This is a genomic window from Pseudomonadota bacterium, from assembly GCA_034660915.1.
In the GTDB taxonomy this organism is placed as follows: Bacteria; Desulfobacterota; Anaeroferrophillalia; order Anaeroferrophillales; family Anaeroferrophillaceae; genus DQWO01.
Genome location: JAYEKE010000146.1, coordinates 1 through 11,396, shown reverse-complemented (window position 1 = coordinate 11,396; position 11,396 = coordinate 1). Strand labels below are relative to the sequence as shown.

At 49.8% G+C, this 11,396-nt stretch carries 12 protein-coding genes; 7 read left to right on the top strand and 5 right to left on the bottom strand.

Translation table 11 applies throughout. The features are described 5' to 3' along the window. From U9P07_08715 to lptG, 3 genes are all read left to right on the top strand, one after another. Window positions 1–432, top strand: a 432-nt coding sequence (locus U9P07_08715) for an LptF/LptG family permease (GenBank protein MEA2109485.1), incomplete at its 5' end; no start/stop codon positions are given. A 25-nt stretch (window positions 433–457) separates the two neighbouring features. After that, window positions 458–610, top strand: coding sequence for a hypothetical protein (locus U9P07_08710; protein MEA2109484.1), 153 nt, complete (start codon window positions 458–460; stop codon window positions 608–610). Window positions 611–629: 19 nt separating this feature from the next. Then, on the top strand, window positions 630–1,700 hold the full coding sequence (lptG, locus tag U9P07_08705; protein ID MEA2109483.1) for an LPS export ABC transporter permease LptG: 1,071 nt from the start codon (window positions 630–632) through the stop codon (window positions 1,698–1,700). Here the strand turns inward: lptG and U9P07_08700 are convergent. Continuing rightward, window positions 1,692–2,681, bottom strand: coding sequence for a metallophosphoesterase (locus U9P07_08700; protein ID MEA2109482.1), 990 nt, complete (start codon window positions 2,679–2,681; stop codon window positions 1,692–1,694). The genes lptG and U9P07_08700 overlap by 9 nt on opposite strands. A gap of 100 nt (window positions 2,682–2,781) precedes the next feature. Here U9P07_08700 and U9P07_08695 point away from each other — a divergent pair, with 100 nt between their 5' ends. Genes U9P07_08695 through U9P07_08680 form a run of 4 tightly spaced genes read left to right on the top strand, consistent with a single transcriptional unit; the run spans window position 2,782 to window position 6,959 of the window. Further along, on the top strand, window positions 2,782–4,005 hold the full coding sequence (locus tag U9P07_08695; GenBank protein ID MEA2109481.1) for a CDP-alcohol phosphatidyltransferase family protein: 1,224 nt from the start codon (window positions 2,782–2,784) through the stop codon (window positions 4,003–4,005). A 46-nt stretch (window positions 4,006–4,051) separates the two neighbouring features. Then, on the top strand, window positions 4,052–5,068 hold the full coding sequence (locus tag U9P07_08690) for an acylglycerol kinase family protein (GenBank protein ID MEA2109480.1): 1,017 nt from the start codon (window positions 4,052–4,054) through the stop codon (window positions 5,066–5,068). Then, complete coding sequence (locus U9P07_08685) at window positions 5,065–6,015, top strand: hypothetical protein (GenBank protein MEA2109479.1); 951 nt, start codon at window positions 5,065–5,067, stop codon at window positions 6,013–6,015. The genes U9P07_08690 and U9P07_08685 overlap by 4 nt, the downstream gene beginning before the upstream one ends. Further along, window positions 6,012–6,959: a hypothetical protein gene (locus U9P07_08680; protein MEA2109478.1), complete on the top strand. Its 948-nt coding sequence runs from the start codon at window positions 6,012–6,014 to the stop codon at window positions 6,957–6,959. Before U9P07_08685 ends, U9P07_08680 begins: the two co-directional genes overlap by 4 nt. On the opposite strand, the gene U9P07_08675 is transcribed toward U9P07_08680, so the two are convergent. From U9P07_08675 to U9P07_08660, 4 genes are read right to left on the bottom strand one after another with little or no spacing between them, the layout of a single operon-like run. Next, window positions 6,937–8,343 (bottom strand): surface carbohydrate biosynthesis protein, encoded by a 1,407-nt coding sequence (locus U9P07_08675; protein ID MEA2109477.1) that lies wholly within the window; start codon window positions 8,341–8,343, stop codon window positions 6,937–6,939. The genes U9P07_08680 and U9P07_08675 overlap by 23 nt on opposite strands. Before the next feature lie 21 nt (window positions 8,344–8,364). Then, window positions 8,365–9,090 carry an acylneuraminate cytidylyltransferase family protein gene (locus U9P07_08670; GenBank protein ID MEA2109476.1) on the bottom strand — a complete coding sequence of 242 codons (726 nt, stop codon included), beginning with the start codon at window positions 9,088–9,090 and terminating at the stop codon, window positions 8,365–8,367. A gap of 45 nt (window positions 9,091–9,135) precedes the next feature. Next, a complete protein-coding gene (locus tag U9P07_08665; protein ID MEA2109475.1) occupies window positions 9,136–9,765 on the bottom strand; it encodes an HAD hydrolase-like protein in 630 nt (209 codons plus the stop codon). A gap of 48 nt (window positions 9,766–9,813) precedes the next feature. After that, window positions 9,814–11,343: an N-acetylneuraminate synthase family protein gene (locus tag U9P07_08660; GenBank protein ID MEA2109474.1), complete on the bottom strand. Its 1,530-nt coding sequence runs from the start codon at window positions 11,341–11,343 to the stop codon at window positions 9,814–9,816. Window positions 11,344–11,396: the final 53 nt, after the last annotated feature.

Genomic DNA, 11,396 nt, shown 5'->3' with positions numbered 1-11,396 from the left:
GTAAATGACTACCGCCAGCACTACCTTCGCGTATTTTCCCCGGCGGGGGCTGGTCTGGCTGAGCGGGAAGCCCACATAACCAAAATAAAAGCCACTCCGACCAGCAACCTGATTCACTCGGACAAGTCATTGGCAATCGCCGAACTTCAGTGGCGCTTTTCAACCCCGCTCACCGCCATTATCCTGGCACTGTTGGGCATCCCGCTCAGCCAGACCAGCCCCCGCCGGGGAAAATACGCGAAGGTAGTGCTGGCGGTAGTCATTTACAGTATTTTTTACACCCTCAGTCTGGTAACTAAAACCTGGATTGGAGAGCAGGTTATCAACCCCTGGCCGGGAATCTGGGCAATTGAAGGGGCAATGGTCCTCTTATTATTGATCACCACCATAAGCTTTTTTCAGCAGTGGCATATACCTAATAAAAAAAGCTGAAAGAAATTATCAGGGATGTTCCGGCATGGCTCTCGCTCATTCTCGCCGGCCGTCCATGGCCGGCTTCCGAGGCGTCCGCCGCGAATCACCTCATGTGATTCGTTCGGCGGCCAAAACCGCTATGAGCCAAGCCCGAACATCCTGTAATGCACCATGGCGATGCAAGTCAGAAAGTTGAGTTGAACCACAGACAAACCATGAAAATAACCGACCGTTATATTATCAGAAACTTTCTCCAGGCATCCCTCCTGGTTACCGCCATCCTGCTTTTCCTTTTCAGTTTCATCGAATTGATGGGGCAATTAAAGGATATTGGCACTGGTCATTACCAGTTAGGCGATGCCTTTCGTTATGTTATCCTGACCACCCCTAAACGCTGGTTTGACCTTCTCCCGGTCGCCACCCTGCTGGGCAGTATCATCGGCCTGGGACTCCTTGCTGACCATAATGAACTTTTAGCCATGCAGGCCGCTGGTCTCAGACCTTGGAGAATCTGTCTGCCGGTACTGCTTATCGGGGTTCTTTTTATGATGATTGCGGGTATTTCTGCTGAATTTATTATTCCACCACTGGAACAACAGGCCCGAACCCAGCGGCTCTTGGCGCTTTCCGATACCGGCATGATTATGACTAAAGGTGAATTCTGGATTCGATCGGGAAATAACATTATCCGGATAGGGAAGCCATCAACACCGGGCACTATGGCCGGCATGGATATCTACGAATGTGACCAGCAGGGTCAGCTGAAAACATACCTGCACAGTCCCAAAGCTGATATTGTTGATAAACAAATCTGGCGATTACAGAATGTTGAAAAGAGAGAATTCACTAAAGAGGGCATAAGCAGGCAAACTATCACCCAGCTCACAATGGATCTTTCCCTCAATGCCAAGCAGCTCGGAATCCTTAATTTGCCGCCGGAAAGTCTATCCCCGACAAATCTTTATCATTATATAAATATCCTGCAACAGAGAGGACAAAATGCTGATCATTACATCATGGCCCTGTGGCAGAAATTAAGCGCCCCATTAACCACCGGGGCCATGCTGTTACTATCTCTACCCCTGATTTTCGGGCCGATCCGTGAAACATCAGCCGGACTGCTGATCACCATTGCCGTCCTGGTTGGTATTTTCGCCTACCTTTTCAACAACATCATCGGTGATCTTGGTTTATTGTTCAACTTTTCCCCGGCAGTCACCGTGCTCATGCCCATCGCGCTCATCCTGGTGATCAGTGCCTGGATGGCTAAAAAAAGATCATGGTAACAAGGGCTGCCAGCTGCCACGCTCAAAAAATTTATTTTCACTGAACGAATAACGATGCCGTTTGAAATTTACCTGCCAACCTTGATTGTTACGAGCAATACGGTAAAGATTATATTCTGACCGTCGATCGGGAGTTCTACCGATGGCCGATGCCGAAGGCACCCCGACAACAGGGATACGACCAGTCGGCGTTTCCAGAAATGAACAGGAAGCAATATGGGCATGGCCATGCAATACCAGCTCGGCTCCCTGGCGCTGCAACAGCTCACAAAAATCCCGGTAATCCGTCAGCCTTTTACGCCAGCTGATGACACCGGCAACCGGGGGATGATGGATTAAAATCACCCTGCATTGCTGCCGCGAACCATATTCGTTCAGTAGGGCTTCCAAATGCTGCAATTGCGCTTTACCAAGGGTCCCGGTAGCCAGAAGAGGCAGACAGGAGTTGGCGGTAGATAAACCAATGAAAACTACATCTCCCCGTTCACGGATGAAAGGAAATGAGATCTTCGGCTTTTCCCCGGGTGAATTGACACTATCGCCAACCAGATAGGGTCTCCATAAATTCCGGCCATTCTCCCAGGCTGAGGGCACATAAGCATCATGATTACCGGGGATGGCCGTCACTCGCTCCGGCGGCCCTAGTAAACGCAGAAATTCCGCTGCCAGACGATATTCATCAGGCAGTCCCAGGTGGGTTAAATCCCCGGTCACCGTGATATGATCCGGATGCTGGCATTTCAGATCTTCAACCAGAGCCGAGATAACCTTATCGCTATGTTCATGCCGGCGACGCCAACACCATGAGAGATAACCATACAAACGTTTATTGAGAAAATCACTCAACCGGCTGCCGGTGGTTGAAAAAAAATGAGGATCAGATAGATGTGCCAGAATAAATGGGGAGGGATTTCCAGTTTCAGACATCATGATTTCCGGAAGCTCTTCACAACGGCACTCTTCAGGCTTTACAACCATCATAAAAATCTATATAAAACAGAGTGATTTTTTTTGCAATGATTGTCAGCTGACAATCCCTGGACAAGATTAATCTTCATTAACCTCTAGACGAGAAAAGTTCATGTCCACCAGCGTCTATATCTTCCATGAAAGTCCGGTAAAACTTTGGGGGTTAACCTCCCGTGAACGTATTGAACGCGTTTTAGCCAAAGTCGGAATACATAATTTCATCTCTGACCCCAGGCAGGCAACAACGGATACTATCTTGCTGCTCCGCGCCGATTATCTCTACGACGATCGGGTCATCCAAAATTTGCTGGAAACACCTGATACCATCTTGCTGATTCCAAAAGCAGGCCGCGAAATTCCGGTCGCCGCCCAGGTCAAATCAGGCCTGGCTGCTAAAACCTACAGCTATCTTAACGATGGTCAACAGGATGAAGCCCTGCAAGATCTTAAACTGGTTACGCCGCAAACGCTAACCCCGGCATATCAGCAACGCCTGCGGAAATTTGACCCGCCTTTTGTGTTGCCGATTACGGAGCAAAATCGCCAAAGTCTGGAAAAACATCTTTTTTCCTGGTCATATAAAGGCATAACCGACCTGGTCACTAAATGGTGCTGGCCATTTCCCGCCCGGCTGGCAGTGGGGGTCTGCGTTCGTCGCGGCTGGAAACCCAATCAGGTAACCTTGGCGGGCCTGGGGCTGGTCATCCTGGCCAGCATTTTATTTTATACCGGTTTCTACGCTCTTGGCCTGGTGGCCGGCTGGATGATGACTTTTTTTGATACGGTGGACGGAAAACTTGCCCGGGTCACGGTTACTTCCAGCAAATTTGGTCACATTTTTGATCATGCCATTGACCTTATCCACCCACCCTTCTGGTATGTCGCCTGGGGATTAGGCCTGGCAAACAGCTCCCCTGTACTGTCACCTTCCCATTTGCCGCTGATTTTGTGGCTGATAGTCGGCACCTATCTCACCGGCCGTCTGGTGGAGGCTATCTTTACCAGCATGCTGGGACGTTTTGGAATCTTTTCCTGGCATCCCATAGATTCCTATTTCCGCCTGATTACCGGACGTCGCAACCCGAACCTTATCCTTCTAACCATCAGTACCCTGTTCGGCCGCCCTGACTTGGGATTATTGGCCGTGGCCTTCTGGACTGTTGTCACCAGCCTGTTTATGCTTGTACGACTGGCAATGGCAATCAAGACCAGGTTCACCAGCGGCCCTTTAACCCCGTGGTTAAGTAAAATAGACCCGGAAGAAAAACCCAAACCACTGGCAGTACGATTATTCACCCGACCACCTACTATATTGCCGGACGGCAGCCGGGGTTGATGGCTTCCAACTTTGCACCTTAAAGCTTGCACCTTTCTTTTATGACATGAAAAACCACCATCAACAATGCCTGAGATGGGATCATGACAACCTGATGGAACCGGCCATCGGGGTACTGAGCAATCCTTTAAGCGGGGGAAATAAACGCGGCCTCAGTTCCATCAAAAAAATATTGAAAAACCGACCTGAAGTGCTGCATCGTGAAGCCAGAGATCCCGCCGAGATTGCCAATGTCCTGGCAGCTTTTGGCAAAGCGGGAATCAAACTTCTGGTTATTAATGGCGGTGACGGTACTATTCAGGCAGTCCTTACCTCCCTCTTCAACCGGAAGCCTTTTGACCATATCCCTCCGCTGGCTATCCTCAAAGCCGGGACCACGAGTATGACTGCCGGCGATATCGGCCTGCCCGGCCGAGGGAACCAGGCATTATCACGCCTTTTGTTCCAACTCCAGAACAACCGGAAAATCAGAATTATCCAACGACCGGTCCTGGAGGTGCAAAATGGCAGTACAGCTTCCCGCTTTGGCATGTTTTTCGGCGCCGCGGCCATCCCCCAGGGCATTGAGTTTTTCCATCAGCGGGTTAATCGACACGGCCTCCGGGGGGAGCTTGGACCGGGACTGGTCATGTTTCGTTTTCTGCTGGCGATGCTCGGATTTCAGCGCCGGAAAATCCTGCGGGCCGTTCACATGACCATTCATTTGAACCAACAGCATGAGGCCACTGAAAATGACTACCTGGTAGTCCTGGTCAGCTCCCTTGAGCGGCTTTTTTTCGGGCTTCATCCCTATTGGGGGAAAGAAGATAGCCCTTTGCATTTCACCAGTGTCAGCATTAAACCACGGTATATGCTGCGCACCATCCTCCAATTAACCCGAAGGCAACGACCCCAACACGCCACCCCGGAGCACGGATATAGAAGTCATAATGTGGATCAGGCAACAATCCATTGCACCAGCCCCTACACCCTTGATGGCCAGATATATCATCCAGCTGACGAAAAATCTCCGATTACTGTCCGCCAAGGAGGGACGCTATCTTTTGTCCAGTTACAGCCATGAATATTCCCGCAGCATTATTATCGTTTATTAGCGAACAAACCGCCCTGGTAGTCGATCCGGCAACCGATATCCTGGTCGAAAAGTTGCAGCAGCGGTTTGGCAATTCCCTGCAAGCCATCCTGTTTTACGGCTCATGCCAACGAAGCGGTGATTATCATAGTGGCATTCTTGATCTCTATGTTCTGGTAGACAGCTACCACAATGCTTATAAAAAAAGCTACCTGGCCTGGCTAAACAAGCTGCTGCCACCCAATGTTTTTTATCTGGAGGCAACCGCCGGTAATCAGCCAATTCGAGCCAAATACGCTGTACTGACGCTGCATGATTTTATCCGTGGAACTTCAAAACACTGGTTCCATTCTTATCTCTGGTGCCGGTTTGCCCAACCGCTCAGGGTTATATTCCATGGTTCCGAACAAATTCTTACCCAAATCAACCTAGGCAGCGCCCAGGCAGCCATCACCTTTATTTCCCGGGTCATTCCCACCCTGCCGTCCAACTTTGATGCCCGAAAACTCTGGTACCATGCTTTTGCCCTCAGCTATGGCGCTGAGTTGCGTCCTGAACGGGAGGGATACTCAACAAATCTTTATAATATAGCCGAAAATTACTATGAGCAGCTGACCCGGCTTGCGTTACCGGCACTTCCCTTTCGAATTAACTGTACCAATGATACCCCTGCGTCCTGCTACGCCTTGATTTCAGAGCTCAGCCGCCGACACTGCCGACAAAGCTGGAAAATCAGAAAAATCCAGGGCAAGTTGCTTTCCATTTTACGACTGCTCAAGGCGTTAATGACTTTTCACGGTGGAATCAGCTATATCCGCTGGAAAGTTGAACGGCATTCTGGCATTACATTTCAAAAACCGGCTGACGGCAAACCTGAAACTTTATTCCAGCTTTGCAAATCATTCTGGCAGGCCTATCGCCAGGGAGGGTTTCGTTGAAGCTTATCTTCCTGTTCATTTCCATCTTACTCCTGATCTATGTCAATCCGGCCATCGGGCAAAAAATCTCATCACCCACTCTTAATCCTGATTCCGTCACTTGGAAATCCCTGATCTATCAAGCAAAAACTTTCTTTGGTACGGCAACGGCGGTGGTGGAGCTCAATGCCGGCCGCCAACCTGACCTCCCGGACCAACACGAAAACCATCCCACAGCCGCAGTGGAAGACACCTCCCAGGATACCCACAGGTTCTGCCTTTCAGCTACCACCACTATCAAACCCTATCTGGCAGCCAATCGCTTTTACCAAACTAAAGTGTGGTTTTCCCCCGAAAATGGTACGGCAATCAGGCGGTTGAGGCTGCTGAAAGGAAGGAAATATTACCTGAAAGATTATATCTTTGCCCTTTCCGGAGTCTATCGCTACCGGAAAAAACCAGCTGATTCAGCGGAAGAAACGGTCAAGCCGGAATTCTGGAGCAATACAGAGAAAACTTTCTACTCCCTTCCCGGCAATACATCAACAACCACCATCATTTCTGAACCGTCACTGATCTTGTATTATCTTTCGGCAAAGACATTAAAACCAGACTCAAGACCGGAGGAAATCTGTGTTTTCAACAAAAAACAATATTATATGGTAAAATTGATCAGGAAAGCGCCAATCCAGCTCCAAGTTGATTACCTTGAGCAACAGGATTGCCACAACAAGTTGGTAAAAAAGGGGGAAATGGCTCTATCTTGCTACCGGCTTGTAAGCCGACCGGTGGCGGGAAAGGGTGAAGGCGCAGCAGAAAAATTCTCTTTTATGGGATTAACAGGTGAGATAAAGATATATTTCAATGAAGAAACCCGCATTCCCGTCCGGATAAGTGGCGATATTCCGCTCATCGGTCGGGTCCACTTCAACCTGCGACAAGTCATAAAGGCTGACCGGGGGTAATCCGGAAAACATGATTCCCCAGTTTTTCGGTATCTAATTCCTGATAATAGCCAAGGTCTGACTGCAATCGCTTAATCCTTTTACTCAACTCCTCAGTTGAAAGGCCGGGATAGCGATGACGTTGGAATTCCGGACGATATTTGGAATTGGGCTGAAATGACTTGATAGTTTTAGCCAGTCGGCGTCTTGACACCTGGAAACGCCCCGTAAACCTCTCAAAAAATAAGGGCAAAGGATTATTGGCAGATTCCTCAATAATTTTTTCCAGCGCCTCCACAATCCTCCGGCTGGCCAGCGGGCCATCCTGCGAAGCCAGATAGCCTGCCATCAGCTCCCGGCGCTCCCGACCGCCGGCAGCCCCCATTTTCCCAGCCAATATACTGCTGATTGATTCCCTGAGGCCGGAAAAATCATAGCACTGGTGGCTCAAGACGTTGGGAAGCCGGTAAAAACCGTTATCATACCCGGGATCACCATGCTCCTGGTAGCTTAAGGCCGGAACCCGCATGATATAAGCTTCCACCCCGGTGGTACAGCCATTGTGAATCACTGCCCGAGAGGCCAACAACCAGGGAATGACATTACCCTCGTTTATGACTTTCACCCGCCGGCAACCGGCAGCCAATCGATGGTAGACGGCCGGATTTTCAACCGGATGGGGCCGGACAATAATCGTCAGTTCGGGAAATGCCTGTTCCAACCGGGGAATCATGGCTTGGAAACTTTCAAATACCGCTTGTTTATGATCTCTCAGTCCCTCGGCAAAATGGCGATCCATCCCCACCGCTGCCCGGCCGAAACGTGGTTTTTCACCCGGGTTTTTCACCGGCTGAAAAAGGTTCTGATCGGGGTAAAAGGCATTAACAAAGCTGAAGTTTGTATTTATGAGCAGAAATTCGCCATATTTCCGCCGCAACTGCTCGGTTTCTTCGGCAAAAAAAGGCTGCATCTCGGGCCGCAGCATATCACCACGGGAGTTGCCGGTCAGATGGATAGGCATATCAGGCGGCAGGGAAGGATATTGCCGCCACAGTTCGGCATTTTCTTCCCCCCAGGCAAACAGGTGGGAAACATGGGCGATCGCTTCAGGAGAAAGACGGCGGGTAAAATAGGTTTCGGCGGGAGGATGAATCAGGGCCTCCTCATCCCAACCGGCGATGACATGCCCCAGTTTCCGCATGATCCGAAACATTTTCAGGCTGCGGGCGGTCATGCTTTTTGCCAGGTAAATACTGGGGGGGAATGCCCCGATGCGAAAACTTATTTCCAGACGGGAGCCGATAATAACAGAAAATTCATGCCGGGCGGCAATACAGGCAAGCAATAACTTGGCATCAAGTTCGCGAACCTGGTTTTCAACCGGTATAATTAGAGAGCGATTCATGACATCGCTAATCCAGTAACGTTAATCACCCTGCTTATCCGGCAAAATACCCTGCTGGAGAATAAACTCGGCATATTTAAAATCCAGTTCCGTATCAATATTGACCAGCAGATCGTCAATGACCACGTAAGAGGTTTTATCACCTTTAATGCTTTTTTTGGTCACCAGGCATTCCCGGCTGACGGCATAGGCAACCCCGTTCCGATGATAAACGGGAACCAGCTGCTGCCGGGCGATAATTGCCGCTCCGGCCGGATCGTAATATTCCAGGCGATCACCATCAAGGACCAGCTGTTTGAGCGGATGAGCTTTGGAATCGGTTTCGCTCACGGTCCAGACCGCGTCGTAATCCCCTTCGATGAGGCGGACAACAGTTTCCGTCACCTGCGACGGACGACGAAAAGGAGAAGTGGGTTGAAGCATAACGACGATATCATAACGACAGTGATCCTCTTCTTCACAGGCCAACAGGGCATGATAAAGAACATCCCAGTCAGCAATTCGATCACCGGAAAGGCTTTCAGGACGCAGAAAAGGCGCCTCAATCCCGCTTTGTAAAGCAGCGGCGGCAATATCAGGGTGGTCGGTGGAAACCACCGCCCGATCAACATAATCGAGCTTTTTGACCAGCTTCCCGACCAGACCCACCAGCGGCACACCGCCAAGGGGTCGCAGATTTTTGAGCTTAACCCCCTTACTCCCACCCCTGGCCGGCACCACCACCAGAATCTTACGGCCATCTATCATGCGAACCTCTTATACATGCAGTTTCCGGCAGGCTTCAGGCTGCCTTCAGTTATCCCCTAACATCCAGACAACTTCAGAAAGAGGGAAAGCTTCATGAACCTGAATAAATCCACATCGGTTTTCTCCGGCAGAAATGCGGTCGGATTCACCATCGCCGACAACTACAACGCCGGAGTTTTCGACCTTTTCCCGATCAATAATTCCAGCCAGAGTTTCGGGCTTTTTCCGGGGGTAACCAAAAACATCAACAAAATAATCAGTCCAGCCGCGAAAGGCGATAATCTCTTTCAGGGCAGCTTCGGGAGTGGTGGAGCTGACATACAACCTGGCCCGGGAGGAGAGGAAGTCAAGGGCCTCAACGGCATCCTCGATTTCACGGCAATGTTTTGCGCCATCGACGACAATATCATTGAAAGCCGCTGCCAGGGATCGAACTTCCGGCTGGCAGTCCTCATGCCGGCGGTGATCACGCCGCGCGAGAATTTCAGCCAGGATTTCATAACGGCTGGCTTCAAACATTTCATCCAGCACGGCACGAACGATATCCCGGGTCATCCAGTCAGAAAAAAGCTTAAAAAAAGCTTCAGATTTCAAGCGATTGGAATCAATGAGGGTACCATCAAAATCAAGAACGATGACTTTGATGGTTTTGTGAGGAGTCAAACAGCGCCCCATTTTATTGATATGGTGGTTTTTTCTTGAAATTCCTGCTGGTTTTCATCGCTATAATTTCTTTTTTCCCTGGATAGCATGCCAGTTTGGAATCACCGTTTTTCTGGATTCCCGGGGCAAACGGGCAATCCGCTCATCTTCATAAAAAGAATCATTATTATAATGGGTTGTGGATACTTCTTCAAAGATTGCCCCGTCAAGGGTGTGAAACTTGTGCCATTCACCTGGTTTAACCAGAATAGTATCACCTGGCTCCGCCTTGATCCGCCGACCGCCAAGTTCCACATCCAAATCCCCACAAAGCAGCTGGAAGGTTTCCTCTTTTTTCTCATGATAGTGATAAGGATGTTTCTGACGGGGAAGCATGATCACCAGCTTTTTGCAGTACTGGCGGTTAATGCAGTCAATGATCACCGCCCCAAACTCCCGAAACCGTTCCAGGCCGTAATGGTGAGATATTTCAATGGAGCTCTCCCGACCGATGTGAATGCGCGCCAGGTTAAGCATCCCCTTAACCTGGAGCATAATCCGGTAAATAATCTCTCGGTCCGGCAATGATGAATTAGCAACCTCCAGATTCAACGGTTGGTTGGCGGCATAATCGGCATCAGCTTCCATCCCCCCGACCCAATCACCACTGGCCAGTTGTCCTTCCTGAAGCGGCATGGCAAAAAAGACCTTATCCCGGGTAATTTTTTCGCCTTTTGCCATAGTATTCCGGGCATACACTCCACGCATCAAAGACCGTAATGAAGCCAATTCCGATGGGGTTGCCGGACTGCGATTCTCCCCGCCACAGGCCGCTACGGCCTCCTTATAAGCCGACAACCAGCTGGCAACCTGATCAGGCGTCGATGAGTATGCATTCAAAGTATACTTATCCGTACCGATCCCCACGTGACGTTCAAACAGCCGCGCACCCAGGGCATAGGACAAACGCACGGGAATATAGTTATTAGGATCTTCATGGGTGGAAAAACCGATGGGCAGCTGGGGAAACCTTTCCTGCAAAAGCCTTATCTGATTGAGTTCCAGTTTTTCCAAAGGCGTCGGATAAAGAGCCACGCAGTGCATGAGCGCAAAGTGTACGTTCTTGATTTCAAAAAAACTGACCAGACGATCAATCTTATCCATACTCAACCCGGCCGTTGAGGCCACTACCGGCTGGTTGGCGGCGGCAATCTTTTCCAGCAGCGGCCAGTCAGCTGCCGAACAGCTGGCCACCTTGATTATTTTAATCCCCAGCTCATGAATAACATCCACCGACTCTTCATCAAAAGGGGTACACATGGTATACATACCATTATCGATCACGGCTGCCAGCAGCCGCTGATAATCTTCCCGGCTCAGGGCGGTACCCATAAAGCGCGGAATGTGTTTCACATCCTGCCGTTCCTTGAATTCGGGATGGATAAAAGTATCAAGCTGACGGAACTGAAATTTAAAGGCACCCCGAACTCCGGCAGCGGCATTAACCTTCCCTATTTCCTTGATAATCCGCAATCCGTGCTTCACATCACCCTGGTGATTATTCGCCAGGTCGTAAGTAAATAAATTATCAAAATCAAAAATCGTTTTCACTCTTCCCTCACTCGTTTAAATTAATTCCAAGGCCTCAGGACAATAGCCGGCAT

Bases quoted from the DNA above. Each gene is read 5' to 3' on its own strand.
- U9P07_08710 (MEA2109484.1), top strand. From the start codon at position 458: ATGGCTCTCGCTCATTCTCGCCGGCCGTCCATGGCCGGCTTCCGAGGC.
- lptG (MEA2109483.1), top strand. From the start codon at position 630: ATGAAAATAACCGACCGTTATATTATCAGAAACTTTCTCCAGGCATCC.
- U9P07_08700 (MEA2109482.1), bottom strand. From the start codon at position 2,681: ATGATGGTTGTAAAGCCTGAAGAGTGCCGTTGTGAAGAGCTTCCGGAA.
- U9P07_08695 (MEA2109481.1), top strand. From the start codon at position 2,782: ATGTCCACCAGCGTCTATATCTTCCATGAAAGTCCGGTAAAACTTTGG.
- U9P07_08690 (MEA2109480.1), top strand. From the start codon at position 4,052: ATGAAAAACCACCATCAACAATGCCTGAGATGGGATCATGACAACCTG.
- U9P07_08685 (MEA2109479.1), top strand. From the start codon at position 5,065: ATGAATATTCCCGCAGCATTATTATCGTTTATTAGCGAACAAACCGCC.
- U9P07_08675 (MEA2109477.1), bottom strand. From the start codon at position 8,343: ATGAATCGCTCTCTAATTATACCGGTTGAAAACCAGGTTCGCGAACTT.
- U9P07_08670 (MEA2109476.1), bottom strand. From the start codon at position 9,090: ATGATAGATGGCCGTAAGATTCTGGTGGTGGTGCCGGCCAGGGGTGGG.
- U9P07_08665 (MEA2109475.1), bottom strand. From the start codon at position 9,765: ATGGGGCGCTGTTTGACTCCTCACAAAACCATCAAAGTCATCGTTCTT.